This window comes from Pseudolabrys sp. FHR47 (assembly GCF_005153485.1).
GTDB lineage: Bacteria > Pseudomonadota > Alphaproteobacteria > Rhizobiales > Xanthobacteraceae > Pseudolabrys.
In genome coordinates this window covers 573,915-600,636 of record NZ_CP039740.1, presented here as the reverse complement: position 1 = coordinate 600,636, position 26,722 = coordinate 573,915, and the positions used below count along the sequence as shown (strand labels likewise).

Sequence of the window (26,722 nt, the reverse complement as noted above, 5' to 3'; positions counted from 1 at the left end):
CATCGATTCCCGCGGCTTACGCCGCGGAAATCAGCGCGCCTTGGCGGATTTCCGCATCGCCACGCTGGACGTGCTCGATCTCGCCGCTCTTGACCTTGTCCAGGTAGTTCTTGAACCAAACGATCGCCGACTTCTCGATGAACTCGTGCGCGTATTGGTCGACTGGGTCGATCCCCGCCTTCTGCAGGTCCGCCTTCGGGCAGCCGCCGATCTTGGCGACGAACACCGCGTGGCAGTCGTTGATGGCGCGAATGACGGTTTCGAGATTCTCTTCGTCGCCGAAGCCGCCCTGGCAATAAAGGTCGACGCGGCGATGTCCGACGAACTTGGCGCCGGCCGTCGACAGTTCGTAGACTTGGAACTCCTTGGCGTGGCCGAAGTGCTCGTTGATCAGGCCCGAGCCCCGGGTGGCGACGGCAACGAGCAGCTTGATGTCGCTCATCTCGCCGGCGAGCGTCTCGAGCTCTTCCTGCTTGGCCGCGACCTTAGCGACGCGCTCTTCTTCCACCTTGGCCTGGTAGGCCTTGCGGCTGTCGAGATCGTAGTTGACCTCCATCGCCATGATCTTGTCGGTGGTGAACTCGGCGCTGCGGTCTTCGCCGAGCAGGCCGACCGCGTCGGCACGGCACTGACGGCAGTGCCGCATCATGTTCATCTCACCTTCGCAAGAGTCCTGCAGCGCCTTGAGCTCCTGCGCCGTCGGGCCGCGCTGGCCGGTGAGGCCGAACACCGTGCCGTGCTCGGGCGAGGAGATCAGCGGCATGATGTTGTGCAGGAAGGCGCCGCGCGACTTCACCGCCTTGTTGACCTCGACCAGATGCTGGTCGTTGATGCCCGGGATCATCACCGAGTTGACCTTACAAAGGATGCCGCGCTCGGTGAGCATCTCCAGACCCTGGAGCTGGCGATCGGTGAGGAGCTTGGCTGCCTCGACGCCGGTGTAGCGCTTGTGCTTCCAGAACACCCACGGATAGATCTTCGCGCCAATCTCCGGATCGACCATGTTGATGGTGATCGTCACGTGATCGACGTTGAAGCCGGCGATGGTGTCGACGTGATCCGGTAGCGCCAGGCCGTTAGTCGACAGGCACAGTTTGATGTCGGGCGCCGTCTTGGCGATCAGCTCGAAGGTCTTGAAGGTCTTCTCAGGATTGGCGAGCGGATCCCCCGGGCCGGCGATGCCGAGCACCGTCATCTGCGGGATGGTGGAAGCGACCGCCAGCACCTTCTTGGCCGCCTGCTCCGGGGTGAGCTTCTCGCTCACCACGCCGGGGCGCGACTCGTTGGCGCAATCATATTTGCGGTTGCAGTAGTTGCACTGGATGTTGCAGGCCGGCGCCACCGCCACGTGCATGCGCGCATAGTGATGATGCGCCTCTTCGCTGTAGCACGGGTGGTTCTTGACCTTCTCCCAGATTTCCGTCGGCAGATCGCCCTGCCCCGCCGCCGAGCCGCAGCTCGCCTTGCCGCTGCCGCCCGAGGTGCCGCAGCCCTTGTGCTCCGCCACCTGTTGCATGACGGCTTCGATATTCGCCACGTGTCCGACCTGAGCCGCTTCGTGATGTACCGACGTGTCCATTGGGGAAAACCTCATTTCTGGCCGATCCGATCGACCGCAAAATCTCTGGACTACCTTTCAGCAACTCGCGTGCCATTGCTCCGCGGTTGGCATTCAGTGCGTTTGATCAAGGGGTTACAAAACGATTGACAGATGTCGTGTTGCCAACACGCGGATACCGACATCGACGTCATGTTGGAAACGTTACAGACAATGAGCGCTCGGCCGATGGCGCAACGTCGCAGCGGTCGCGGCCTGTATCCGACGGCAAGCGCGATACAAATACCGTCGCGCTGCGCGTACCGGCGCGGCGCCAAAGATCGGGGTAAGGTTTACGCGCCGGCGAGAATGATCTCGATCGCCCGCGGGAGCGGCACGGCGATCGGCGTCATGCCCTGCGCCAAGAAAAAGCGAAGTTCATTCTTGGTCAGCGTATCCGGCTCGACCAGCGCGTATTTCCCGGTCGACGAACGCTTGGAGGCCTGCCGCGCATAGGTGCGCAGAAGCTGATCGTGGAAGCGGCAGCCGATGAAGAGGAAGCTCCGCCCCGTGCGCCGCTCCTTCACGACGTCCGGAATCGGCGTCTGGATGTCGATCTCCGTCAAGACCTCGACATAGTCGGCATCGGAGATCAGAAAATTCTTGGCCGGAACAATGCTGCCGTGCGGCTTATACAGCACCGTGGCCCACTTCTCCGCCGCCGACCGATCCGTCTCGGCGCCGGCCGCGTCGTAAAAGCGATACCAGCGGTCCTCGCCGATGCCGGCGCGGGTGATGCCTTGCACCTCACCCCAATCGTTCCGCTGATTAAGCGCGGCGCGCATGGCACCGTCATACCAGGTGTCAACAATCATCGGCAGCGGTAACGAGGCGAGATAACGATGCAGCGCCGTCGGCTCGACGGGCGGTACGAAAGCTTCGGTCATCAGCGCCGTAACGGTCGAACGATGCTTCATGCTCTCGATGTGCTGGGCGGACGCCCAGGCATTGCCCTTCGCCCGCCGCGGCAGAGCGACTTTCGTCCCGAAGAAGGCCGCGAGCGCTTCCGGCGTCATCGGCGCGGCCGGCTTGGAAAGCTCCGCAAGGCCCGGCCCGAGGTAGGGAATGACCTCTCCGGCGCGCAATTGCGCGACAACATCGGTGAGAACCGCTTCAGCATCGGCCAGTTTCAGAATATCGGCGGCCAGCACGGGGGCATTCATCGGATCACTCCTCGTCACCGCGTTTGCGTGCATTGACCGTGATGGGCAGCGTCGTACCCGCCGCCATCTCCGGCAGATCGAGCACCCACCCGTTCGCGATGCGGATCCAGCCGCCCCACAGGGTCTCATGCTCCTGTTCGACGATCGGCTCTTCGAGATCTTTTTTCGGCACGTAGATCGACAGGCCGACCTCCGGAGAACGGCGGATCATCACTTTCATAACTTCAACTCCCAGGTCGGCACCGCCGTCTTCCACTTCGTCATTGACTCAATCTCACTCATCCCGCACGCGCAGCATTGACTCGCCGTTCCTGCCATGCGGGCGACAGCGTCCTCACATGGGCGACAATCTCGGGCAGCAGATCCAGAACACGCTCGATTTCCTCGTCCGTATTTTCGCGCGACAAAGAAAGGCGGATGGCACCGCGCAGGCCCACGTCGGGCACATTCATCGCCTTGAGCACATGCGAGGGCTCGGTTGAACCGGCCGTACAGGCCGACCCGGTCGACGCGGCGACACCCGCTTTGTTCATGTGATGAAGAATGGCCTCGCCGTCGAGATATTCGAAAGCGATGTTGGAGGTGTTCGGCAGCCTGTTCTGGTCGTCACCGTTCACGAAACAATGGCCGATCTGCTGAAGAACGCCCTGCTCGAGCCGATCGCGCAAGGCGCGGATGCGGGTTCGCTCCTCCTCCATGTGGGCCATGGCGAACTCGGCTGCCTTTCCCAGCCCGACGATAGCCGGCGCATTCTCGGTGCCGCCGCGCCGCGCGCGCTCCTGGTGGCCGCCGCGGATGAGCGGTGCGAACTTCACGTTCTTGCGCACGTAGAGGGCACCGATGCCTTTGGGGCCATGCAGCTTGTGTCCCGACAGCGAGAGCATATCGATCTCGGTGGCCTTCAGGTCGATCGGAACCTTGCCGACCGCCTGCACCGCATCGGTATGGAAGAGCGCGCCCGCGGCATGCGCCCATTTGGCGAGCTGCTCGACCGGAAAGATGGTCCCGGTTTCGTTGTTGGCCCACATCACCGACGCGATCGCGGTGCGCGGCCCAAGCGCCTGCTGATACGCCTCCAGATCAAGGCGGCCATGCCGATCGACCCCGATCCGATGAACTTTGATCCCGCGCGACTTTTCGAGATGCTCGATCAGCGACAGGATCGCCGGATGCTCCACGCTCGTCGTGACGATCTCGTCCCGCCCCTCCTGCGTCTCGAGCGCGGAGAGGATGGCCGCGTTGTCCGATTCCGTGCCGCCCGAGGTAAAGATGATCTCGCGATCGAATGCCGCGCCGATCAACGCCTGCAAACTCCGGCGCGCCTGCTTCATCGCCTCGCCGACTTCGGCGCCAAAAACATGGGCCGACGACGGATTTCCGAACTGTTCGGAGAAAAACGGCAGCATCGCATCCACGACGGCCGGGTCCGTGCGGGTCGTCGCATTGTTGTCGAGATAAATCGGGCGCACGGAATGCCTCGGTTAAAGCGACACCCTCGCCGGACCAGCGACCGGAATCAGGCGCACAAGCTCGCCCAGCTTTTCCACAAGACGCGCCTGAATGCCTTCGAGCGTCGCGCTGCTGAGCTTGCAGAAGACGCAGGCTCCCGTGAGCTTGACCATCACTTTGTTGCCGCAGATCTCGATCAACTCGCAGTCGCCGCCATCGCGGCGCAAGTTCGGGCGGATCTCCTCGATCACCGCCTTGATGATTTCCTCGCGCTGCGCATCCGCAGTCACCGCTTGCTTCGATTGCTCAGGTTCAACCAGCATGATCCAGGCTTTCTCCAAACGAAGTCTAACCAGGCGCCGAACGCCAAAGGTCTGGGGGTGATGGGCTAGCCGAATGATTTCCCGCAGGAACAGCTCGACGTCGCGTTCGGGTTCTCGAACGTGAAACCGGACCCTTCGAGGGCAACAACGAAATCGATCGTCGTGCCGGCCAGGAGCTCGTGGCTCTTCATGTCCACGAACACCTTCACGCCGTCGCGCTCGATCACCGTGTCGTCCACTTCGGCCTCGTTGACGAGACCCATCATGTATTTGTAGCCGGCACAGCCGCCGGCCTCGACTTGGATGCGCAGACCGCCAACCGGCGTCGCCGCCCCGGTGATTGCAGTTCGTACCGCATTCAATGCGCTGTCGGTGAGGTTGATCATGGCTCGCCCTTCGATGTCGAGTAGCTCGACAGCCAAGTCGCAAGACCTGTGCCACCTACCAATCCATTGGGCAGACACGTGTTTCCGAGCTTAGGCTGTCGCATTTGCGACGCGTGTTGGCTTTCCGACACGGCGCGTAGGGCCGCTGCCCGCCGACGCGGTTAATCGAGGTCGATGCCCCGGAACACGGCGCAGCGCCGAAACACCTCCAGCGAGGGCCCGGTCTTCTTGTGGCAGCAATATTTGGCGACAAGCTTGGCGAGGCCTTTGATGTCGCGGCCGGACGCCGTCGGAAACGCATCGACCAGGGCGTCGATCAACACCCGATCGAGATCGAGCGCGAACTGCCGTCCCATCACCGTCCAGATCTTGCGGCGGGCCTCGGTATCCGGCGGGTAGAACTTGATGAGCGCGATGCAGCGTGAAACGATGGCCTCGTCGATATCGTCGATGCGATTGGTCGTCAGGAATAAGAGGCCGTTGAAATATTCCAGGACGCGCAAGAAGACGCCGACCACGGCATTCATGGTGATGTCGTCGTCGCGGCGCTTGATGTACACGTCGGCTTCGTCGATCAGCATGACGGCGCCCCAGCGCTGGGCACGCGTCAGGGCGTCCTTGAGGGCGCTCTCCATGGCAGCGACATTGAGCCCGAGCTGGCCGGAATGGACACGGTAGAGCGGCCGCTGAATGATCTCGGCATAGACCTCGGCCGTCAGCGTCTTGCCGACTCCGGGCGGGCCCGCGCATAGGACCGTCGTTCCTCCCGACTTTCCGGCCACGATGTCATCCATCAGGACATCCATTTCCGCCGTGAGGATGTCGATGAGATCGGTCTGCTCCTCGGGCAGGATCAGCTTTTGCTTCAGGTCCGGCTGATAGGCGTAAGGTCTCATGTCATCGACATGAACCCACACATGGTGATGCAGATCGAGGTGGAACATGAGAACATAGGCGTGGACCGGAATGCTGCAGAACAATCCGTTCGGTATCGCGGCCTTGGATTCCTCCACCTCGCCCTCGGCATTGTAGAGATTGCTTTTGGCCGCCTTGCGCAAATACTGGCCAAGAATGTCGCCGGTGACGTCGAGCGTCAGCGCGCGCGTCGTCAGAATGCTTTCGTCATTGACGAGACGCGCCGCCCCACCGCCGGACGACAGCACGACGACGTCCTTGCGCGACCAATCCGTGTCGCGATGCGAGGAGTTCGGATCCTCGGCATAGAAGCCGGTGCCCCGGCCGGAGAACTGCGCGCCGTATTGACCGCGCCAGGCAAAGTATCGCTCCGCCGTCTCGTCATAGGCTTTGATCAACTCGGGCGTCTCCTTCAGGAACCCCTTGGCGGCGAAGATTTCCGCCACCGTCTTACCGACAACATCGCCGGCGGAAATGCGCAACGTGGTCGATGTGATCGTCCCTTTCGCATTGGCCTTCAATTCGATGAATATCCGCCCGGTCTCGTCATTCGAGGGCGGTGTGTAATCGAGCCGGGTCACGACGTAAGGCAAGGGCCGGCTCGCCACACTCGCTGTGAACATCCAGCCGCGAATGGCATTCGCAATCAGGTAGCGAGCGATGGCCGGCAGCACCGATTCGAGATCATCGGCGGCAAACCGCGTGTCATCGCCGTCGAAAACACGCTGAAGCGTTGCGATCTGTGCCGAACGGGCCCGCATCTCCGGCCCCGCGCGCTCGTAGAGCTCTTGCAGGAAGTTGAGCTCCGCATTCGAGAGCCGGCTAAACGCAACCTCCGCCCGGTCGCCAAAGCGCAACTGCTCCTTGAGCGGCGCCAGACCGGGGAAGTTGGTCACGAGCGCCTCGATGTGGGGCCGTTCTATCTGCAGCTTCATGGTCGTGTGGCGGCTTTTGTCGGAAAGTCGACGCTTCGTCCTGAAGAACTGCACAATTCGCGCCACACGCAGACCGGCAGGCTATTTGCATGGGCCTGAAGGCGGTCGGGCGACAACGACAAACAACCCGACATCAATGCGGAGAATGTTATGTCGACGACAACGATTGAGAAGAAGCCCTCGACGATCGATAAGACCGCCTTTGCCCGGCTCGACGCGGAAGGGCGCCTTCTCAATGCGGTCCTTAGGAGCCCGACGACAAAGCCCGGCCGGTTCGGCTTCCGGGGCGACATCGCCCTCAAATTCCAGGCTCAGCTCGCGGATGAAAAGCGCCCGCCCGATTTTTCAATCGAGCAAGTGCTGGCCATTGCTCAGGAAGGTGAAGCAACCATCCCGGTGCTCGCCGGCTACCTGCACTCCTTTGCTTACCTTGAGACCGCATCCGAGGTGCTGGACGGCCTCCTGAGCCCGGCCGGGACGTATTTCATGTTCTGCAACAATATCGACCTGCTGGCGAAATACCGGCTGAGCCTGCGAAACATCCCCTTTTATGTCCTGCCATGCGATGAATCGACGGTGTGGAAGGAGACGATGGATCTGTTGAGCATCGACAAGAACGATATCAAGAAGCTCGATACCGCCGGCAAACTCGATTATGTCCTCGACGCCGCGCGCGGCTTCGAGGCCAAGTACGAAACCATCACCTACGAGCAGGGTCTCGCCAGGATGGAGCCGGTGAAGAACCGCAACGAAAACCGCCCAGTCTGAGCGCTTACGCGTCCTGCTCGTCGGGCAGTGCCTCCTCGTCTTCGACCAGTGTGACACCGGTCACGCAGATGTCGCCGTCGAGGACGCTCAGCGCGACCGGCATCAGCGCCCGGCCCTTGCACGGCCCATCGACGCATTGGCCGGTGCCGAGCTCGAACAGCGCGCCGTGCTTGCCGCACATCAGCCGGATGCCGTTGGGATCGAGAAACTGGTTGCGCTCCCAGTCGAGATTGACGCCGTCGTGCGGGCACTTGTTGACGTAGCCGAAGACCTGCCGCCCCCATCGCACCACGATAATGGACCACGGCCGCTTGGTGCCGTCTTCCTCGACCCGCATGAGCTGAAAACCCCTGGCCTTCTGGCTCGGGATATCGCTCATGCTGCAAACGACATAGGCGACGCTGGAATCCATAATGCCCTCTTCTACAACGACATGCCTGTCGCCGCGCCGGTCTGCGGGCGGCGGCCCGACGCCGTTTCCGCCTTGGCCAGCAGCAGCCTGTTGGCCGACAGCGAAAACTCCTGCCAGACCGCGGCGACATCCCTGAGAATAGTCTGCATGTATTCTTTGGACGGATGATGCTCGTCGGGAAAGTTCGACAACGCGCAGGATGTCCGGTTGAAGGCGATGACATCGTCCAGGAGCGCCTGCATGAGGTCGCGGAACGGTTTCTGCACGTCGGGCATGAGCGCCGAGCGGCCGCGTTCGACCGCCACCGCGCTCATGTCGAAACGCAGATCGTTGAGAACCTCGAGCGCCTCGCCGTAGATCTCCTCGACCGATCCGAGAATGGCCCACTGCGTCAGTTGCTGCTTTTTCTGGGCGGCGAGGCTGCGGTTGAGGTGCTGATGGTATTTGTCAAAGGCCGTCTCGCCTTGCGCCGCTACCCAGGCGCTGAAGCGGGCGAGGCTGGCGGCATTGGTCGATGCGCTTTCCACCGGCGCCGTGGCGTCGTCGGCGCGACCGAGGGCGCGTTGGATGCGCCGCGCGGCCTCCAGCGCACCTTCGAGGTAGCCGGCGCCGCGCGATGCCGTTTCCGAGCCGCCGAAGTGGAGCTTGCCGTTCCATAAGGCGCGGCGCAGCAGCGGATTAGAAAAGTCGACATGTTCGGCGCGCGGCGTAGCGCGATCGCGCGTGCTGCAGGTGAAGGGTTCCGTCGCCCAGTCCTGATAGTGCTGCTCGCCGTGTTCGAGCGCCGAGCCGAACACCTGCATCATCTGGCTCGTCATCAGCATGGGAAGGCCAGCGCTAAAGGATTGCCGCAGTTCCGGCGACAAAGCGAGAAAACCACCCAGCGCCGCCTTGGTGGCGGTCGCATCGCACGCGTCGAATATCTCGCCGACGACGGCCTGTTCGTGCGTGACGAAGGCATTGCCCGATTGCCCGGCGTCGCGCCAGAACGGCCGGTCATAGCCGATGGCGACCTTGGCCTGCGCGGCCATCCAGGTTTCGGTTTCACGCAACGCAGTTCGCGTCGCCTCGTCGAGACCGGGCTCGAAGCGGATGTGCTCCTCGACCAGCCGCGGCGGCAGGGCTATGACCGCCTGCCGCGCCACGACCTCGGTGAGGTGGTCGCCACTGCGCAAGGTGAGCGCGACATGATCGCCGCCGTCACGCATGCCTGTAAGAACATGATCGAAGCGCAAACAATCGCGCGGCAGGTCCTTGGCAAGCGCGCCCACGAGACCTGCCATGCCGCCTTCCAGGCGCCGTGCGCCATTGTGAACCGGCTTGTCGACCATCACATCGGGCGTCTTGTCGGCCTCACGCAGATGAAGCAGCGCGCCCTGATCGTGCTGTGGGAAGTGCGCGAGCCCGAACTCGGCGATCAACCCCGTCACCAGCGGCTGCGTCTCCGGCCAGAACCAGGCCGGGCCGAGATCGATCGCCGCACCAGACCGAATGCAGGTGACCGAGAGAATGCGCCCGCCCAGCCGCGGACGCGCTTCGAACAGTGCAAAGCTTCGGCCTTGGCGGTGCAGGCTCCGCGCCAAAGCCAAGCCGCAGATCCCGCCGCCGACAATCGCCGTCTCCAGCATCGGTTATCCTTCACGTACAACCAGCCAACAGGACCTTGCAAGAATCACGCAAACTCCGCGACCGCCCGCAGCAGCGCCGTACCGCATGATTTCGGATGACCATTATCGCGACCCGGATGTAGGACCGTCCTCCACTCCGGGCGCACCAGGCGCACCGGGCCGGCCCGTTCGTTAGCGGTGTCGCAAATCGCCGCGAGTGTCGGAATTGAGACAAAGACCTGCATTATCTGGGTAATTCGGGACCGAACGGCCCCGAATTGCGCAGCCTCCGCGCCAAATTCGACTGGCACAAATCTTGATCTTCTCTCCACGAACTGCCGGCGTCTGGAGATCGAGATGAATGTCGCACTGGATTTCGTCAATTGTTCCGTCGATGAGCTTAAGGCCCTGCTCGATGGGGGTACGCTAACTGTTTATTCGGTCGCCCGCCCGATCACGGCGGACAAGCCGGTCGACCGCAGCGGCGTGCTCGCAACCTTCACGTTCGCGACACCGGCCTTCGGACCCGCCGCTAACGGTTTGGAAAAGCCCAACTTCGTCGTCAGTACCGTGCTCGCGACCAGCGTCGGCACACCGGGGTTTGCGCGGGCTCGCAAGGCGGATAGCACTGTGGTCGCCGATTTCTCGGCAGGGCCCGGCGATCGTGAGGTCAAATTCGCGGAGGTGTCCTGCTCGCAGGGCGCGCCCGTCACCCTGACCAAGTTCAAGTTCATTCTCGAGGGCAGTTGGCCCGAGAGGCCGGACTATTACGATACCAAGCCCCGTAGTGGATACCCGATGCCCAGAAGCCTTTAACAACCAGCGAACGGACGAAAGCGAAAGAGCGCCTCGTACCTCATTCAACTGATGACAGATGTCGGCTTTACGACGTGGAGACGTAGTGCCATGACCACTCCAGATCAGGCAGCGCTGGTAAGTACGGAATGGCTTGCCGCCAACCTTGCCGATCCAGGCGTTCGGATTCTCGATTGCACCTGGCATCATACCAGCACAAATCTTGACGGCCGGACGCAATATCGCGGACGGCATCTTCCCGGTTCGGTGCATTTCGACATCGATCATGTCGCGGACAAAGCCAATCCGCTCCCCCATATGCTGCCGAGCGCAGCGGATTTCGCAAAGAAGGTGGGCCTGCTCGGGATCGGCGACGGCGATCACGTCGTGGTTTACGACCGCCATTGCGGTGGGTCGGCCGCCGCGCGCGCCTGGTGGATGTTCCGCGTGTTTGGCTACGACAATGTCGCCATGCTTGACGGCGGTTTCGGCAAATGGACCAAAGAAAAGCTGCCGGCGGAAATGACGCCGGTCCGCCCCGAACCGAAAAGCTTCACGGCCGCCTTCAATCCCGCGCTTGTTCGCACGCTGGATGAGATGAAAGCCAATCTTTCATCGGGAGCAGACCAGGCGATCGATGCGCGCGGCCCCGGCAAGTTCGACGGCAGCCAGGAGGATGTCTTTCCGTTCAAGAAGCTCGGCCACATTCCAAACGCCGTCAACATACCGTGGGGCGACCTCATTCACCCCGACACGGGCGCCTTCTTGGCCGCGGACGCACTGGCCGCGCGCTTCTCGGCCGCCGGCGTCGACCTCCAGCGTCCGGTCGTGAGTACCTGCGCCTCCGGCATCACGTCCTGCATGATCGCGCTGGGGCTCTTCCTGCTCGGCCATCAGAACGCCGCAGTCTATGACGGCTCCTGGGCGGAATGGGGCCTCGTCGACGATACACCCGTCGCTGCATGACATATTCAACGGGAGGCGTGTTTTTTGAACGACAAACAAACGCCGCTCACCCTGATCGCGGAAGGCGCGGAATACGAGCTGCTGGCGGCCGCGGATGGCGGCACCTTCGTGCTACGGTTCAAGACCGACGATCTCGTCGCAAACTTGAAGGGCGACGACGCCGCGCGATTTCGCGCCGACTATGACGCTTTAAAAGCGCAGTTCCCCACCTGGCAGCCGGATCAAACGCTCGCTCAATTGTGGGACCAGGGCGGCTATAGCTGGCTCGCAGGACAAGACGGAACGCAACCATGAAAACGCTGGTGAAAACCACTCAGGACGGACGAAAACTGGAAGTCATTGGGCTCGCCATCTGTCTCAATGGCGAGCTTGAGGCCTTCGAGCTGATCGAGGTCAAGCTTCATCCGAACAAGCGCGCGATCTGGACGGTCATGCCGGAGGCCACGCACATGGCCGGGCGCGTAGCCCTTACCCGCGAGGAAGCCGACATCGTGATCCGCGCGTTCAAAGAAGCCGAGGCGCAGATCCTGGCAAGCCCGGCGGCAATCAACGAACGGTTTCGGATCGCCGCCATGTGGAAGGCCCGCGAGCAGGGTATCGAATAGCGGTTCCCGGCCATCCTCCTTGGCCGGTCGCCCCGGGGCCTCAGTTCATCTTGATGCTGGGCCAGCGATAATCGCCCGCGTTATCCATCTCAAACATCAGCTCGATCTGAGGATGACGGACGGGCTCGTCGGATACGTCCGGCATAAGGCTCTGCTCCGAGACGTAGGCGATATATTGCGTTTCTGAGTTCTCAGCGAGCACATGATAAAACGGCTGGTCCTTGCGCGGCCGCAGGTCGGCCGGAATCGGCTGGTACCATTCCTCGCTGTTCTTGAACTCCGGATCGATATCGAACACGACGCCGCGGAACGATGCCATCCGGTGCGAGACAGCCTGACCGATATTGAACTTGGCAACGGTAATCTTGCTCATGATCGCTCAGCCAATCAACCTACGATCGCCGCTTCTCCGTCAGGCCGCTTGCTTTCCGGCCTAAGCCGCCGCGAGCAGCTCGGCCACGTATTCCCAGTTCACCAGATTGTCGAGAAATGCCTTGATGTAGTCCGCGCGCCGGTTGCGGTAGTCGATGTAATAGGAATGCTCCCACACATCGCAGCCGAGAATGGGTGTTGCGCCGTTGACCAGCGGATTTTCGCCGTTCGGCGTCTTCATGACGCCGATCTTGCCATCCTTGACGGCAAGCCAGGCCCAACCCGAGCCGAACTGACCGACGCCGGCGTCGATGAAATCCTTCTTCACCTTGTCGAGTGGGCCGATATCGGCTTCCAGCTGCTTGGCCAACTCGCCCGGCAGCTTGTCACCGCCGCCATTGGGCTTCATCCATTTCCAGAAATGCAGGTGATTGAAGTGCTGACCGGCATTGTTGAACAAGGGCGCGTCGTTGCCGTACGCCCCCTTGACGATCTCTTCCAGCGACTTGCCTTTCAACGGGCTCTTTTCGAGCAATTCGTTACCCTTGTCGACGTAAGCCTTGTGGTGCTTGTCATGATGGAATTCGAGCGTCTCGCGCGAGATGTAAGGGCCGAGCGCCTCATACGCGTAGGGAAGATCGGGGAGAGAAAAGCTCATACGCGGCTCCGTGCTCACATGCGTCAGGCGGCTTCGGCCGTTGCGGCCGCATGGGTTTGGCAATTGGTCGGGCAAACGCGCGCGCAGGCGCCGCAGCCGATACAGGCGCCCTCGTCGTTCATCACCATGATCTTCTTCTCGACCTCGTCATCCTCATCATCGTCCAGGGCGACGAACTCGCCTTCATCGGTGAGGCCCTTAAGGGTCATCACGTCGCGACCGCAGACCTTGAAGCACCGGCCGCAACCGATACATTTCTTGGGGTCGATTGAGAGCAGATATTCGGGCTGCCAATCGCGCCCATCGCGGGTTGCACTGGACATGGTCGGATAAGCTTTCGGGCTATGCGGTCTCAAGGACCTTCAGATCCGCCCGCTTCTGCTCCAAGGCAGCGAAGGCATCATGAGCCTTCTGGGCGATGGCCATGATCTGCTGCCAGTTGATCGGCAGCTCTTCCGACAGGTCATGGAGATTCATCTTGGCATCCATGGCCCGCGCCGACAGTTTCTTGATTTCAGCCTTCAGGGCTTCCACATCGCTCATGATTCACCTCAGTATTTCGCCACATCCGGGAACTTTTCGATCATTTCAACGCCGGCCTTGACGTATTTGTCGCCCTCCTCGGCGAGCTTGCCGAGGTTGTCGAAGCCGAAGCGATGAACGTCGCGCAATTGCTTGTTGACGACGATGAGCCGCCCGCCGATCAGCACCATGCGGCCGAAGCCCTCATGGCTCATTTTCAGCATCGGCGAGATCATCACGCCGGTCGCCCGCTCGATGGAGAGGCACACGGCGTTGAAAAAGAGCTCCAGCCGCCAAATGGTCTCCGGATCGGGATCGCCCATGATCGGCAGTGCCCGGCGCTTCTCTTTGTCGAGAATGTAGGGCTCAAGCAGATCGAGATCACTCTTGCTCTCCCAGGCTCCATGCGTGTCCTGCGCGCGCCACACCTTGATGAGTTCTTTCACGAACGGCGCTTCGGCCGCGGAATTTGGTTCGAGCACAGCTGCGACGTCGGCCATTGTCGTTCTCACTCTTCGAAATCGAGGATTCGTTCTTTGTCTTTTGCCAAGGCCTTGCGCAGCCATGGCGGCGGCGTGCCCTTGAGGACATCTTCCAGCTTCGCCAGCAGATCGGTGATTTCCTCGGGCTGATTGACCTTCATCGGATGGATGTTGTTGGCCACCACCCGCGCCGCACCCGAGCCGCCGATGGCGGCGACGTAGAGAATGGCGCAGTCCTTGATCGCGTCGATCTTGGGCGCGAGCTTGTCCTCGTTGCCGTCTTCCTTGAGGTCACCATCGAACTGCACGGCTTCAAGAAATTTATGGCCCTCCGGACCGATCTCGTAGATGGCGATGTTCTTGGCCCAGCCGAAATGCGCGTCGACACGCTTGAGATCCTGGGTCGCGAAGGCGATTTTCATGTCGCTTCCTTTCTCTCTCGCATCAATGCGTGGTGACGGCCTGGACCGGGGACGCCGTTTCCTGGGTGCGCCAGGTGTCGGGCGTGGGCTGATGATTCTGCTCTTGATCGGCGATGATCAGATTGCTGATGTCGAAGATCAGGTCACGGGTGCCCCGGTATCCGATCAAGAGCTGATGGCCGGCACCGAGCCGGTCGAACATCGGAAAGCCGGCGCGATAGAACGGAATATTCAGCCGTTCGGCGGCCTGGCGGCCGTGCGAATGGGTGATGAGAAGATCGCAGTCGCGCTCTTTCGCGAGGTTTTCGAGATCTTCCAGGTCGCCGATCAGCACTTCGTCGGCATTGAGCCGCTCGAACACCGGAGACTGCGTCGTGGTCACCGCGACGGTGATCGCTGCGCCCATCTCCTGCAACATGCTGCTCACATCGAACAGCAAGTCGGGCTCGGCGCCGATCGCCAGCTTGCGGCCGCCGATATGAAAATGCGCGTCGAGCATGGCGTCGGCCAACTGGCCGCGCAGGCGCCGATATTTGAGTGGCACCGGCCGGCCGCTAATCTCGCTCAAAAACGCGATGAACTCGTCATTGGGGATGAGACCGCACAGGCGCTCGAACAGCCGGAAGGGAACACCTGTTTTCGCTTTCATGGCCTCGGCCGCGCGGCGCATTTGCGCGCCGATCGCGATGGTCCAAGCCGCCTGCCCCATGGTCGCCACTTCCTCGACGCCGATGCCGCCGATCGTGGTCGGGCTGAAGTTTTCCGGGATATGGCCATCGAGCGAGCCAGCTAGATCGGGGAGGAAGGACGGCTCCAGGCCGAAATCTTCCAGAATGGTCCGCAGCTCGTCGAGATCGCCGGGCGACAGGTGACAGCCGGGAAGAACGTTGACCCGCGTCGGATCGCGCCGCGCGCCGTTGCGTGGCGTTTCGACCATCACTTCGATCATCCGCGCGACGGTCTTTTCCCAGCCGTCCTGGAAGGCGTCCTTGAAATCCGGTGTCGAGACATAGACCAGCGGGAACTCCGAGAGCTGCGGATACTTCTCCCGGATCAGCTTGAGATAACCCTCGACGTCGTCGCCTTTGGTTTCGGTCACACCGGTCGAGCAGATGCCGATGATCTCCGGCTTCTGCTTGTTGTAGATGTTCATGATCGCCTGTTCGACGTTCTCATAGCCGCCGAGCACGGTCGCCACCTCGCTCATCGCCGTCGTCTGCAGCGGCACATTCTCCTTGAAATGCCGCACGAACAGCGTCAGCCCGAAGGACGTGCAACCTTGCGAACCGTGGAGCAGCGGCATCGACCCGCGCAGGCCCATGAACGCGAACGCCCCGCCGATCGGCTGGCTCATCTTCAGCGGATTGACCGCGCAAGCCTTCTTGACGACGGTGACTTTTGCCATGCGTGGTCTCACTCGGCCGCGACGAGCATGGGCATGGGCTGCGGTACCACGGGCCCGGCCGCGAGAACGTCCTCGATGCGCACCGAACACGCTCCGCAACCGCCCGACGCACCGGTTCGGTCGCGAATGCCCTCGACGGTCGTCAAAGCGTGGTCGCGGATCGCATCCTCGATCGTGCCGAGATCGACGTGCCGGCAATTGCAGATTTTTTTCGCACGCCGCACTTCGTCCGCGCGGACCGGATCGGCGGCGAGCGCCGCCGCCTCCGCATCCATCTGCGCCATGGCCTTGGCCTGCCAGTTGGTCGCAGCATTCTCCCACGGTGCCGGCCGGCGGAGCTGCGCCCACATGGGATTGTAGAGCGCCTTGTCGATCTCCTTGAGGAGCTTCACCATGCCGACATAGCCCATATAGGCGTGCTGGCGCTCCTGGTTGATATCGAGCCACGGCATTGCCGCTTTCAGAGCGACGAACTGCGATTTGCCGCCCGATAGCATGATATCGGCCTTCGCGTCCTTGAGCATCTTGTACATTTCACGCGGCGCCATGTCGTCGATCATGTGCGCATCCTGGCCCATCAGCTCCTTGATGCGCTCTTTGTCCTCCTTGGTGGACTTCTTCACGCTGGTGCCGACCATTTCGAGGCCAGCTTCCTGCAAAGCGGCGACTACCGACCACGACTTGACGCCGCCAGTGATGAGCAGAACCTTCTTGCCGGTCAGGCGCGCCTTATAAGGCTCGATCGCAGCCCAGGCCTTGGCCTCCTCGCGCGCGATCACCGCCTCGGTGCGCTCCATCAGCTCGGCCGGCGCGCCGCGCTCGATCAGCAGCCGCGCGATCTCGCGCAGCGAGTCGCTCGAATCCTGGATGCCGTAGAACGACCCTTCGAAGAAGGGGATGCCGTAGCGCTCTTCCATCTTGCGCGCGATGTTGATCATCGCCTTGGAGCACACCATCATCGCGGCGCGGGCGCGGTGCGAGTAAGCCACCTCGCGATACTTTCCGTCGCCGGAGATGCACGACAGAATGCGGATGCCGAGCTCATCCAGCAGCGGCTTGACCTGCCAGAATTCGCCGGAAAGGTTGTATTCGCCGATAATGTTGATGTCGTAAGGCGTCGTGTAATCGGGCTCTTCGGTGCCGATCACATGATCGAGCAGTGCCTCGCCGGCAAGCTTGTTGCCGAGATTTTTGGGGCCCACAAAACCAGGCGAGTTGACGGGGATGACCGGCTTGCCGAACTTTGCCGCCGCCGCCTTGCAGACCGCGTTGATGTCGTCGCCGATCATCGCCGGCACGCAGGTCTGATAGACGAACACCGCGGGCGGATCGTATTTCTCGACGATTTCCTTGATCGCCTTGTAGAGACGCTTCTCGCCGCCGAAGACGACGTCGGTCTCGTTGATGTCGGTGGTAAAGCCGGTACGCCAGATGTTCGAGCCCGAGGATTTGGCGCCGCGGTTGTCCCAGGAGTTGCCCTCGCAGGCGATCGGGCCATGGACCAGATGGGCGACGTCGGTCAGCGGCTGCAGCGCGATCTTGGCGCCGTCGAAGGCACAGCCGCCGGCCGCGCCGCCGGGCTGAAGCTGCTTGGTGCATCCCTTCTTGCGCTCGGCTTCGGACTTGTTCGCGTTCTTGGCGCAGCCCGGCTCGTCAAAGACGTTCTGGATCGTTGCCGACAGCGAGCTCATTTATCTCTCCTATCCACCGGCCGCAAAGCGCACGCGAAGCAAGTTTTGACGTCAGGCACTGCCGCCAATGCACGAATGGCATTGGCGGCAGGCCGCGAACGTCAGCGGATGATGTCGAAGCTGTAGTCGGTCTTCGCTGGGACGATGGTGTTCTTGTCGATCTCGTCGAAGATCTTGTCGAGGATCCACACCAACACGTTCATGCCGCCTTGATAGCCCCAGACCGGATAGCGGTGGTGGTGATGGCGATCGAAGATCGGGAAGCCGATGCGGATCAGCGGCGTACCGGTATCACGCTCGAGATACTTGCCGTAAGTGTTGCCGATCAGGAAGTCGACCGGCTCGGTGAACAGCAACGAGCGCATGTGCCAGAGGTCCTTGCCCGGATAGACATGGCAGTTGGCACCGAAGGGCGAACTATCGAACACCTTCTGAACTTCTTCCGCCCAGGCCTTGGAGCCGTTGGTGGCCAGGACGTGCGTCGGTTCAGCACCGAGCTCGAGCAAGAACGCCGCCAGGCCGAGGCAAAGGTCCGGATCGCCGTAGATCGCGAACTTCTTGCCGTGAATGTGCGCGCTGGAATCCGCCATCGCGTCGACCAGACGACCGCGCTCGCGCGCCAGCTCCTCCGGGATCTCCTTACCGGAGATGCGCGACAACGCCATGATGAATTCGTCGGTCGCCGACACGCCGACCGGATGATGGAACGACACCGTCTCCTGGCCATGATCGGCGATAAAGGGCAGCGTCTTTTCCGTGGAATAGTGTTGCATCGAGATCGTCGCCTTGGCGTGGATCGCGTTGGCCGCTTCCTCCAACGTGGTGCCGCCGTCATACATGCGGAACTCGCCGTCGGTCGGCGTGTCGAACACATCGCTGTTGTCGGCGATAATCGTGTGCTCGATCCCCATCAGCTTGAGGATGCGCTTGATCTCACGGGTATTGCCGACGGTGTAGCCGTCGAAGCCGCCGATGATGTTGATTTTCTCGTTCGGCTGACGCTCCAGCTTGGGCGCGGTGCCGGCCTTGCCGTCCCAGAAGTGATCGAGAATACCTTTCAGGGCATTGTCGTAGCCGGTGACATGACTGCCGACGAAGGCCGGCGTATGCGCGAACGGAACGTCATACTCTGCGGGCACAGATCCCTTTTCCTTCGCCGTCTTGATGAAGGCGTTGAGGTCGTCGCCAATGACCTCGGCCATGCAGGTGGTGGAAACGGCGATCATCTTCGGCTTGTACATGCTGTGCGTGTTGGCAAGGCCGTCGATCATGTTGTTGAGCCCACCGAACACCGCGGCATCTTCCGTCATCGACGACGACACGCAGGAGCTCGGCTCCTTGAAGTGCCGCGAAAGATGGCTGCGATAATAGGCGACACAGCCTTGCGAGCCGTGGACGAAGGGAATGGTGCCCTCGAAACCGACCGCGGCGAACACCGCGCCGAGCGGCTGGCAGGCCTTGGCGGGATTCACCGTGAGCGCTTCGCGCGCGAAGTTTTTCTCGCGATACTCCGGGGTCTTCGCCCATTCGCGAACGCGCTCGACCTCGGCGGGGTCGCGCGGGTTCTCAAACATCTTCTTCTTGTTCGCCAGCATCTGCTGGTATTCCGGCCCGCGGAACAGCTCGAAGTGGTCGAGCACGTGGTCGGCATTTTGCGTCATGGTGAAGCCCTCTGTATCGCTGTGTATTTATTTTCTCTCTCGGCTCTTCCCATGCGGGGAGAGCCGAGGGTGATATCTCACTCCGCCGCTATCAAAGTGGGCCTCGGCGCGGCCTTCCAGGGCGCCATGGCCTTCTTCCAGATCGGCGAATTGATGGCCATGTCCATGTCACGCGCGAAGATCGCGAAGCCGTCATAGCCATGGTACGGACCGGAGTAGTCCCAGGAATGCATCTGCCGGAACGGCACACCCATCTTCTGGAACACGTATTTCTCCTTGATGCCCGAACCGACCAGGTCCGGCTGCACCTTCTCGACGAACTTCTCGAACTCGTAGCCCGTCACGTCGTCATAGATCAGCGTGCCGTCCTTGACGTAATGCTGAGCCGTGCGCTGGTAGTCGTCGTTGTGGCCGAACTCGTAGCCGGTGCCGACAACTTCCATGCCGAGATCTTCGTAGGCGCCGATCACGTGCCGCGGGCGCAAACCGCCGACGAACAGCATCACAGTCTTGCCTTCGAGGCGCGGGCGGTACTTGGCGATGACCGCACCCATCAAGGGCTGGTACTTGGCGATGACCCGCTCGGCGCCTTCCTTGATTTTGTCGTCGAAGAAGCTGGCGATCTTGCGCAGCGACTCGGCGATCTTGCTCGGCCCGAAGAAGTTGTACTCGCACCACGGAATGCCGTACTTCTCTTCCATGTGCCGCGAAATGTAGTTCATCGAGCGGTAGCAGTGCAGGACGTTGAGCTTCGCCTTCGGCGTCGCCTCGAGCTCGGCCAGGCTGCCGTCGCCCGACCACTGGGCGATCACGCGCAGGCCCATCTCTTCCAGCAGGATGCGAGACGACCAGGCATCGCCGCCGATATTGTAGTCGCCGATGATGGCGACGTCGTACGGCGTCGGCTCGAATTTCGGCGGCGCGTCCGGCGCGATCTTGTCGAACACCCAATCGCGGATCGAGTCGTTGGCGATGTGGTGACCGAGCGACTGCGACACGCCGCGGAAGCCCTCGCAGCGGACAGGCACGATGGTCTTGCCGTCATATTCTTTGGATTTCGCTTTCGAGACGGCCTCGATGTCGTCGCCGATCAGGCCGATCGGGCACTCCGACTGGACGGTGATGCCGTTGTTGAGCGGGAACAGCTCCTGGATTTCGTCCATGATCTTGGCGAGCTTCTTGTCGCCGCCGAAGACGATGTCCTTCTCCTGGAAATCGGAGGTGAACTGCATCGTCACGAAGGTGTCGATGCCGGTCGTGCCGATGTAATAGTTGCGCCGTGCGGCCCAGGAATACTGGCCGCAGCCGACCGGACCATGGCTGATGTGGATCATGTCCTTGATCGGACCCCAGACGACGCCCTTGGAGCCGGCATAGGCACAGCCGCGGATCGTCATCACGCCCGGAATGGACTTCAGGTTGGATTTGACGCCGCAGTCCGACTTGCCCGCCTCGTGCACATTCAAGTGCTTGGCGCGCCGCTTTGCGGTCTTCTCCGGATAAACCTTCAAAACTTCATCGATGAGTTCTTTGTTCCGAGCCTTGATCTCTGCAACGCTCTGCGTTTGTGCCAAGCTCATATCGTTACCTCGCTCCAGTACCGTTTATGTGCGGGCGGAAGCCCGGCCCCTCGTCGAGAGACCAGGATCCGTCCAATGAGACGCTTCAAGCCGACATGGCGGCCAGTTCGGCGGCGGTCTTGCCGATGACGGATTCGTCGACCTGCTTCATGATGCCGTGCTCCATCAGCATGTCTTCGAGCTCGTCCATCGTGATCGGCGTCGGGATGATGCCCTTGCCGCCGTTGTTGTGGATCTTCTCCGCAAGTTTGCGATAGTGGTTCGCCTGCTGCGAATCCGGCGCATATTCCAGCACCGTCATGCGCCGCAGCTCGGCGTGCTGCACGATGTTGTCGCGCGGCACGAAATAGATCAGCTGCGTGCCGAGCTTCTTGGCCAAGGCCTCGGCCAGTTCCAGCTCCTTGTCGGTCTGGCGCTCGTTGCACACCAGCCCGCCCAACCGCACGCCGCCGGAGTTGGCGTATTTCAGAATGCCCTTCGAGATGTTGTTGGCCGCGTACATCGCCATCATCTCGCCCGACATCACGATGTAGATTTCCTGCGCCTTGTTCTCGCGGATCGGCATCGCGAAGCCGCCGCACACCACGTCGCCCAGCACGTCGTAGGACACGTAGTCGATGTCCTCGTAGGCGCCGTTTTCTTCCAGGAAGTTGATCGAGGTGATCACGCCACGGCCGGCGCAACCGACGCCCGGCTCCGGACCGCCCGATTCCACGCAGCGGATGTCGCGGTAGCCGACCTTCATGACCTCTTCGATCTCGAGGTCTTCGACCGAACCGGCGTTCGCCGCCAGGCTCAGGATGGTGTCCTGCGCCTTGGCGTGCAGGATCAGGCGGGTCGAATCCGCCTTGGGATCGCAGCCGACGATCAGGATCTTGTGACCCATCTCCGCCAGCGCCGCCAGAGTGTTCTGGGAGGTCGTCGATTTGCCGATGCCTCCCTTACCGTAAAACGCGATTTGCCGTAGTGCCGACATGTCGTTCTCCTTCAAGCCGTTTGCCGTTTCCCTCAGTGCGCAGACTGCGCGGCGTAACTCGAAACCCTGGCGCAGGTACCGGCCTTCTCCTGGTCGTCTCCAGGCCCGTAGCCAACGAATGCCCGCCTTGTGGCGACTAGTTTTGCAACGTCTGTGCCAGCGGTGCCGACTGACCAAAATTGGAGTAGTTCCAGTCAGATAGATGATTTGAGCCAAATGTCTGATGCATGTCCCAAACCCGACATCGCGACGCGCCTGCCGACATCCGCCTGCGCCGCTGTCCGAAACAAAACAACGCGGCTTCCCGCCCGGATCGCCGAAAACGACCCGCATGCGTGGAATTCGGGCCGCTGGCGTCTTTCCCCCGACCACTCTCGCAACGGTACGCCGCTTGCTTGATGGAATGCGGGCAACGCGTTGAGCACAGGATGCAGATCAGATTCGAACCTTCCCGAGTGGGCGACCTCAGGCGCATCTTCGTCGTCGAAACCGACGAGATCATTCGCTCCGCGTTGAGCTTCATCCTGCACAACGAAAATGAAACCTACGCATTGACGAGCCTTGAGCAAGCTTATGCCAAAGGTCGCGAGCGAAGACCGGATCTCGTTCTGCTGGGACTGGACATCGTCAGGGACGAAGGCGTAAGGGTCCTCGGCGACATGGCGACCCGCCTGCCCGGCGTAAAAATACTGCTCGTAGCGGATTCCGCCGACGAACCGTTGGCGCACGATTGCCTCGACTCGGGCGCTCACGCCGTGCTCGGCAAGCCGATCGCCAGCGATTCCGTGCTCTGTACGGTCGATATCCTGCTTGATTGTGATGACCAACCTGAGTAATCGCCAGTATGCAAGAAGTCATAACTGTTCCTTCGCTCCACACCGGCCAGACGCTCGATGAGATCATCGAAAACTTCTCGTTACTCGATGATTGGGACGATCGATACCGCTATGTAATCGAGCTCGGCAACGGCCTGAGCCAGTTGCCGACGCACGAACGCACCGACGCCAATAAAGTGCAAGGCTGCGTCAGCCAGGTCTGGCTGGCGACCACGATACACCGTTCGGGCGCTGACGGACCTACACTCACCTTCCGTGGCGATAGCGACGCCCATATCGTGCGCGGGCTGGTCGCAATCCTGTTCGCCATGCTTTCCGGCAAACGCGCCAGCGACATCATCGCAGCGGATCCAACTTCGTTGTTCGAACGCCTGGGCTTGCGCGAGCACCTTACGCCCCAGCGATCGAATGGCCTCCGTTCCATGGTCGAACGCGTCCGCTCGGACGCACGAGCGGCACTGGCAAGCAGCCAGCCCTGAGACTCTTCGCCGACCGTCAGGCCGCGGTCAGCACACTGCTCACCATCTCCCGGCCGCGCATGATGACGACGACGGCCCGCTCGAAGAATTCAACCGTGTAGAAGGTCTCCCCGAGGAAACTCCAGGCTTCGCGCACGCAGCCGAGATCGTCCTCGACCACCAGAACGTCGCCGATGTCCCTGTGCGGATAGGTACCGTCGTTCCTGATATGCGCCCGTGACCACACCAACTCGCCCGGTGCAAATTTCCGCGAACGGTCGGCGCCTAAAGCGCGCCCCACGACCCGATGAGTTGCGGTTACGGTACGCCCGCCTGCAGCCGGTCCTGCCGTTCCGGTCTTGTCCGTCATGCGAATAACTCCTGTGCTTTCCGGAGGGCGCGCACCAGGCAATCGACATCCTCAGCGGTGTTGTAGAGCGCGAACGAGGCCCGGCAGGTCGCCGCGACACCGAAGCGTTCGAGCAGCGGCATGGCGCAATGCGTACCGGCGCGCACCGCGACTCCGGAGCGATCGATGATCGTAGCGAAATCGTGGGGGTGAGCCCCCCTCACCTCAAAAGAGACGATGGCGCCCTTGTCCTTGGCGGTTCCGATAATGCGCAGCGAGTTTATCTCCCGCAGCCGTTCGTGGGCATAGGCGGTCAACTCGGCTTCATGTGCCCGGATCCGCGCTTTGCCGATGGAGTTGATGTAGTCGATGGCGGCGCCGAGCCCGATCGCTTGCACGATGGGAGGCGTCCCGGCCTCGAATCTATGCGGCGGCTCGCCGTAGGTGACGCAGTCCTGCGACACCTCGCGGATCATCTCGCCGCCGCCATTGAATGGCGGCATCACGGCAAGATGCTCGTGCTTGCCATAGAGCACGCCGATACCCGTCGGGCCGTAAAGCTTGTGACCGGTGGCGACGTAGAAATCGCAATCGATGTCGCGGACGTCGATATCGAGATGAACGGAGGCCTGGGCGCCGTCGACCAGCACCGGAATCCCGCGCGCATGCGCGATGCGCGTAACTTCCTTGACCGGCACGATGGTGCCGAGAACGTTCGACATCTGCGTGATCGCGACCATTTTGGTCCGGTCTGTCAGCTGCTTTTCGAACTCATCGAGCAGGAAATTGCCGTCGTCATCAACCGGCGCCCACTTGATCACCGCGCCGTACCGCTCGCGCAGGAAGTGCCATGGCACGATGTTGGCGTGGTGCTCCATGATCGAGAGCACGATTTCATCGCCCGGCTTGATACGCTCGCGTCCGAAGGTGTAAGCAACAAGATTAACTGCCTCTGTCGCGCCGCGCGTGAAGACGACCTCCTCGTTGCGCTCCGCATTGAGAAAGGCCGCGACCTTCGCGCGCGCGCCTTCGTAGGCTTCCGTGGCGGCATTGGCGAGATAATGCAGGCCACGATGCACATTGGCATATTCGGTCGTGTAGGCCTGGTGAAGCCGGTCGAGCACGGCCGTCGGTTTCTGCGTGGAGGCGGCATTGTCGAGATACACGAGCGGCTTGCCGTGGACTTGCAGGCCGAGAATCGGGAAATCCTCGCGCACGCGGCCGACATCGTAGCTGCCGTTTTTCACCGCCGGGTGCATATCCTCAGCCCCGCTGCCGCAACCAGTGAGAAATAACGTTCGCCAAGGCGGCCCTGACGCCCTCGTGCTCAATCGTGTCCACCACGTCGCCAACGAAAGATTCAATCAAGATCGCTTCGGCTTCCTTGGCCGGGATGCCGCGCGCCATGAGATAGAACTTGAGCTCCTCATCGAGCGCACCGGCGGTCGAGCCATGCCCGCATTGGACGTCGTCGGCGAAGATTTCAAGCTCGGGCTTGCTGTCGGCTTCGGCGTCGTTCGACAACAATAGAGCCCGCGTCATCATCCGGCCGTCGGTCTTTTGCGCCTGCGGCCGCACGCTGATCTTGCCTTGAAAGACCGAGCGCGCCTCCTCGTCGAGCACCGATTTGAAGACTTCTCGGCTCTGGCAGCCGCTGGCCATGTGATCGATGTCCAGCGTCGTGTCCACATGTTGCCGGCGCGTCAGCAGGCTGGCGCCGCGGATGCCTAGAAGCGTATCCTGACCCGCGAGCCGAACAAACAGCTGGTTGCGGACCACGGCACCCCCGACCGTGAAGCTGAAGTCGTTGATCTTGGCGCGGGCGCCGACGGTCGCGAGCACCGTCGCCACGTGGATAGCATCAGTACCCTCGCCCGTGATCTTGACTCGATCGAGCTGAGCATCATCGCCGACCACGAGCTCGAGCGCGTCGTTGACCTGATACGGGGATTGGTCGGGACCTTCATGGGTTTCGAGCAACGTCGCGCGCGCACCATCCTCGATCACGATGAGCGACCGCGTGAACATCGCGGTCGGCTTGTCGCTCGTGCTGATGAAAACGAGATGAAGCGGCCGCTCGATCGCCATACCGGCCGCCACCCGGATTACCACGCCGTCGCCCATCAGTGCCGTGTTGAGCGACAGAGCGGGGTCGTCCACCGCAATGATCTTGCCGAGATAGGTCGAGACCAGCGCATCGCCGGAGGCCAGCGCCTCGGCCATGGGCTGAATGGAGAGCCCCATCTCCATGCCAGCCAGATCGGATAGATCGGCGACAAAGGAACCATCGACAACGAACAAACGGCGGCATTCCACGCCGGCCAATACTTGGCCCGCCTCCCGGGCGCGCGTCCTGGCCGTCGCGTCCGGCGGCGCCGCGAGCGGCTTGGCATCCGGCATAAAATTGCGCAGGTCGGTGTATTTCCACCGCTCCACCCGGCGGTGCGGCAGGCCACTCGCCGCGAAACGATCGAACGCGGCGGCCCGCTGAGCGGCGACGTTGCCGTCACCGGGCAGCACCGCTTTAGCGGCGATGTAAGCCTCGGCCAAGGCCCGTTCGGTCGTGGTCTTGAGGGGGCGAGGTTCCGCGTTCATTGCCGTCACGCTGCCTCGCTCTGGTACTGCGCGTAACCGGTGGCTTCGAGCTCCAAGGCGAGGTCCTTACCACCGGTCCGGACGATGCGGCCCGCCGACAGCACATGCACAATGTCGGGCACGATATGGTCCAGCAGGCGCTGATAGTGGGTGATCACCACCATGCCGCGTTCGCTCGAACGCAGTTGGTTGACGCCATTGGCAACGACCTTCAGCGCGTCGATGTCCAGCCCTGAGTCCGTCTCGTCGAGCACGCACAGGCTCGGCTGCAGCAGCATCATCTGCAGGGTCTCGTTGCGCTTCTTCTCGCCGCCCGAAAATCCGACATTGAACGGCCGCTTCATCATCTCGGCGTCGATGCCAAGCTTCTTACCGAGGTCGCGCACCAGCTTGACGACCTCGGGAGACGACAGTTCCTCCTCGCCGCGCTTCTTGCGCTGCGCATTAAGCGTGGCGCGCAGGAAGGTCATGGTGGCGACGCCGGGGATTTCCAGCGGGTACTGGAATGCCAGGAACAGGCCCTTGGCGGCGCGCTCGTCGGGCGACAGCGCGAAGATGTCCTCGCCGTTCATCAGCGCCTCGCCCCCGGTGACCTCGTAACCGGGCTTGCCCGCCAGCACATAGGACAAGGTCGACTTGCCGGCTCCATTGGGCCCCATGATGGCGTGCACCTCGCCTTTATTCACGACGAGATCCAGGCCATCGAGAATCTTGCGCCCGCCGACCTCGGCATGGAGGTTCCGGATTTCCAACAGGGCCGTCATCGCAAAACTCCTTTGGTTACGCTTTCTCAG

At 61.8% G+C, this 26,722-nt stretch carries 31 protein-coding genes; 7 read left to right on the top strand and 24 right to left on the bottom strand.

Annotated features, from left to right (window positions below; genetic code table 11):
• Positions 1 to 16: 16 nt before the first annotated feature.
• From nifB to E8Q40_RS02915, 7 genes are all read right to left on the bottom strand, one after another.
• Complete coding sequence (nifB, locus tag E8Q40_RS02945) at positions 17 to 1,579, bottom strand: nitrogenase cofactor biosynthesis protein NifB (RefSeq protein WP_137042984.1); 1,563 nt, start codon at positions 1,577 to 1,579, stop codon at positions 17 to 19.
• 311 nt (positions 1,580 to 1,890) lie between these two features.
• On the bottom strand, positions 1,891 to 2,760 hold the full coding sequence (locus E8Q40_RS02940; protein WP_137042983.1) for an SIR2 family protein: 870 nt from the start codon (positions 2,758 to 2,760) through the stop codon (positions 1,891 to 1,893).
• Positions 2,761 to 2,764: 4 nt separating this feature from the next.
• Complete coding sequence (gene nifT, locus E8Q40_RS02935) at positions 2,765 to 2,980, bottom strand: putative nitrogen fixation protein NifT (protein ID WP_137042982.1); 216 nt, start codon at positions 2,978 to 2,980, stop codon at positions 2,765 to 2,767.
• Positions 2,981 to 3,038: 58 nt separating this feature from the next.
• Positions 3,039 to 4,229, bottom strand: coding sequence for a cysteine desulfurase NifS (nifS, locus tag E8Q40_RS02930; RefSeq protein WP_137042981.1), 1,191 nt, complete (start codon positions 4,227 to 4,229; stop codon positions 3,039 to 3,041).
• A 12-nt stretch (positions 4,230 to 4,241) separates the two neighbouring features.
• Positions 4,242 to 4,532, bottom strand: a complete 291-nt coding sequence (locus tag E8Q40_RS02925) for a NifU family protein (RefSeq protein WP_137046558.1) — start codon at positions 4,530 to 4,532, stop codon at positions 4,242 to 4,244.
• Positions 4,533 to 4,597: 65 nt separating this feature from the next.
• Entirely contained in the window at positions 4,598 to 4,918 is a 321-nt protein-coding gene (locus E8Q40_RS02920; RefSeq protein WP_137042980.1) for an iron-sulfur cluster assembly accessory protein, read from the bottom strand.
• Positions 4,919 to 5,079: 161 nt separating this feature from the next.
• On the bottom strand, positions 5,080 to 6,768 hold the full coding sequence (locus tag E8Q40_RS02915) for an ATP-binding protein (RefSeq protein WP_137042979.1): 1,689 nt from the start codon (positions 6,766 to 6,768) through the stop codon (positions 5,080 to 5,082).
• Between the two features lie 150 nt (positions 6,769 to 6,918).
• Between E8Q40_RS02915 and E8Q40_RS02910 the strand changes: the two genes are divergently transcribed.
• A complete protein-coding gene (locus E8Q40_RS02910; RefSeq protein ID WP_137042978.1) occupies positions 6,919 to 7,536 on the top strand; it encodes a hypothetical protein in 618 nt (205 codons plus the stop codon).
• 4 nt (positions 7,537 to 7,540) lie between these two features.
• Here the strand turns inward: E8Q40_RS02910 and E8Q40_RS02905 are convergent, their stop codons facing one another.
• Both E8Q40_RS02905 and E8Q40_RS02900 read right to left on the bottom strand, forming a co-directional pair.
• Positions 7,541 to 7,948, bottom strand: a complete 408-nt coding sequence (locus E8Q40_RS02905) for a Rieske 2Fe-2S domain-containing protein (RefSeq protein WP_137042977.1) — start codon at positions 7,946 to 7,948, stop codon at positions 7,541 to 7,543.
• Positions 7,949 to 7,959: 11 nt separating this feature from the next.
• Positions 7,960 to 9,576: an FAD-dependent oxidoreductase gene (locus tag E8Q40_RS02900; protein WP_137042976.1), complete on the bottom strand. Its 1,617-nt coding sequence runs from the start codon at positions 9,574 to 9,576 to the stop codon at positions 7,960 to 7,962.
• A 336-nt stretch (positions 9,577 to 9,912) separates the two neighbouring features.
• On the opposite strand from E8Q40_RS02900, the gene E8Q40_RS02895 reads away from it, so the two are divergent.
• The 4 genes from E8Q40_RS02895 (at position 9,913) to E8Q40_RS02880 (ending at position 11,921) form a co-directional block, all read left to right on the top strand.
• A complete protein-coding gene (locus E8Q40_RS02895) occupies positions 9,913 to 10,371 on the top strand; it encodes a hypothetical protein (protein WP_137042975.1) in 459 nt (152 codons plus the stop codon).
• A 90-nt stretch (positions 10,372 to 10,461) separates the two neighbouring features.
• Positions 10,462 to 11,316, top strand: a complete 855-nt coding sequence (locus E8Q40_RS02890; RefSeq protein ID WP_137046557.1) for a sulfurtransferase — start codon at positions 10,462 to 10,464, stop codon at positions 11,314 to 11,316.
• Between the two features lie 24 nt (positions 11,317 to 11,340).
• Positions 11,341 to 11,610 (top strand): hypothetical protein, encoded by a 270-nt coding sequence (locus tag E8Q40_RS02885; RefSeq protein WP_137042974.1) that lies wholly within the window; start codon positions 11,341 to 11,343, stop codon positions 11,608 to 11,610.
• The gene (locus E8Q40_RS02880) at positions 11,607 to 11,921 is read left to right on the top strand and encodes a hypothetical protein (RefSeq protein WP_137042973.1); all 315 of its coding nucleotides are present in this window, start codon (positions 11,607 to 11,609) and stop codon (positions 11,919 to 11,921) included. The genes E8Q40_RS02885 and E8Q40_RS02880 overlap by 4 nt, the downstream gene beginning before the upstream one ends.
• Before the next feature lie 40 nt (positions 11,922 to 11,961).
• Here E8Q40_RS02880 and hspQ read toward each other — a convergent pair whose 3' ends face one another.
• The 11 genes from hspQ to nifH form a co-directional block, all read right to left on the bottom strand.
• Entirely contained in the window at positions 11,962 to 12,294 is a 333-nt protein-coding gene (gene hspQ, locus E8Q40_RS02875; RefSeq protein ID WP_137042972.1) for a heat shock protein HspQ, read from the bottom strand.
• A gap of 60 nt (positions 12,295 to 12,354) precedes the next feature.
• Positions 12,355 to 12,951, bottom strand: a complete 597-nt coding sequence (locus tag E8Q40_RS02870) for a superoxide dismutase (RefSeq protein ID WP_137042971.1) — start codon at positions 12,949 to 12,951, stop codon at positions 12,355 to 12,357.
• A 23-nt stretch (positions 12,952 to 12,974) separates the two neighbouring features.
• Positions 12,975 to 13,274, bottom strand: coding sequence for a ferredoxin III, nif-specific (fdxB, locus tag E8Q40_RS02865; protein WP_137042970.1), 300 nt, complete (start codon positions 13,272 to 13,274; stop codon positions 12,975 to 12,977).
• Between the two features lie 19 nt (positions 13,275 to 13,293).
• Positions 13,294 to 13,494 (bottom strand): CCE_0567 family metalloprotein, encoded by a 201-nt coding sequence (locus E8Q40_RS02860; RefSeq protein ID WP_137042969.1) that lies wholly within the window; start codon positions 13,492 to 13,494, stop codon positions 13,294 to 13,296.
• An 8-nt stretch (positions 13,495 to 13,502) separates the two neighbouring features.
• Positions 13,503 to 13,973, bottom strand: coding sequence for a NifX-associated nitrogen fixation protein (locus E8Q40_RS02855; protein WP_137042968.1), 471 nt, complete (start codon positions 13,971 to 13,973; stop codon positions 13,503 to 13,505).
• An 8-nt stretch (positions 13,974 to 13,981) separates the two neighbouring features.
• Positions 13,982 to 14,377 (bottom strand): nitrogen fixation protein NifX, encoded by a 396-nt coding sequence (nifX, locus tag E8Q40_RS02850; protein ID WP_137042967.1) that lies wholly within the window; start codon positions 14,375 to 14,377, stop codon positions 13,982 to 13,984.
• A 22-nt stretch (positions 14,378 to 14,399) separates the two neighbouring features.
• Positions 14,400 to 15,782, bottom strand: a complete 1,383-nt coding sequence (nifN, locus tag E8Q40_RS02845) for a nitrogenase iron-molybdenum cofactor biosynthesis protein NifN (RefSeq protein ID WP_137042966.1) — start codon at positions 15,780 to 15,782, stop codon at positions 14,400 to 14,402.
• Positions 15,783 to 15,790: 8 nt separating this feature from the next.
• On the bottom strand, positions 15,791 to 17,473 hold the full coding sequence (gene nifE, locus E8Q40_RS02840) for a nitrogenase iron-molybdenum cofactor biosynthesis protein NifE (protein WP_137042965.1): 1,683 nt from the start codon (positions 17,471 to 17,473) through the stop codon (positions 15,791 to 15,793).
• Between the two features lie 101 nt (positions 17,474 to 17,574).
• A complete protein-coding gene (gene nifK, locus E8Q40_RS02835) occupies positions 17,575 to 19,134 on the bottom strand; it encodes a nitrogenase molybdenum-iron protein subunit beta (RefSeq protein ID WP_137042964.1) in 1,560 nt (519 codons plus the stop codon).
• A 77-nt stretch (positions 19,135 to 19,211) separates the two neighbouring features.
• Positions 19,212 to 20,714, bottom strand: a complete 1,503-nt coding sequence (gene nifD, locus E8Q40_RS02830; protein WP_137042963.1) for a nitrogenase molybdenum-iron protein alpha chain — start codon at positions 20,712 to 20,714, stop codon at positions 19,212 to 19,214.
• An 85-nt stretch (positions 20,715 to 20,799) separates the two neighbouring features.
• Positions 20,800 to 21,690, bottom strand: a complete 891-nt coding sequence (nifH, locus tag E8Q40_RS02825; protein WP_137042962.1) for a nitrogenase iron protein — start codon at positions 21,688 to 21,690, stop codon at positions 20,800 to 20,802.
• A 428-nt stretch (positions 21,691 to 22,118) separates the two neighbouring features.
• On the opposite strand from nifH, the gene E8Q40_RS02820 reads away from it, so the two are divergent.
• Positions 22,119 to 22,526: a response regulator gene (locus tag E8Q40_RS02820; RefSeq protein ID WP_168197722.1), complete on the top strand. Its 408-nt coding sequence runs from the start codon at positions 22,119 to 22,121 to the stop codon at positions 22,524 to 22,526.
• Positions 22,527 to 22,534: 8 nt separating this feature from the next.
• Positions 22,535 to 23,005, top strand: coding sequence for a SufE family protein (locus E8Q40_RS02815; protein WP_137042960.1), 471 nt, complete (start codon positions 22,535 to 22,537; stop codon positions 23,003 to 23,005).
• A 16-nt stretch (positions 23,006 to 23,021) separates the two neighbouring features.
• On the opposite strand, the gene E8Q40_RS02810 is transcribed toward E8Q40_RS02815, so the two are convergent.
• Genes E8Q40_RS02810 through sufC form a run of 4 tightly spaced genes read right to left on the bottom strand, consistent with a single transcriptional unit; the run spans position 23,022 to position 26,692 of the window.
• Entirely contained in the window at positions 23,022 to 23,354 is a 333-nt protein-coding gene (locus E8Q40_RS02810) for a nitrogen fixation protein NifZ (protein WP_137042959.1), read from the bottom strand.
• Entirely contained in the window at positions 23,351 to 24,592 is a 1,242-nt protein-coding gene (locus E8Q40_RS02805) for a cysteine desulfurase (protein ID WP_137042958.1), read from the bottom strand. Before E8Q40_RS02805 ends, E8Q40_RS02810 begins: the two co-directional genes overlap by 4 nt.
• Before the next feature lie 4 nt (positions 24,593 to 24,596).
• A complete protein-coding gene (gene sufD, locus E8Q40_RS02800) occupies positions 24,597 to 25,928 on the bottom strand; it encodes a Fe-S cluster assembly protein SufD (protein ID WP_137042957.1) in 1,332 nt (443 codons plus the stop codon).
• A gap of 5 nt (positions 25,929 to 25,933) precedes the next feature.
• Positions 25,934 to 26,692 (bottom strand): Fe-S cluster assembly ATPase SufC, encoded by a 759-nt coding sequence (gene sufC, locus E8Q40_RS02795; RefSeq protein WP_137042956.1) that lies wholly within the window; start codon positions 26,690 to 26,692, stop codon positions 25,934 to 25,936.
• Positions 26,693 to 26,722: the final 30 nt, after the last annotated feature.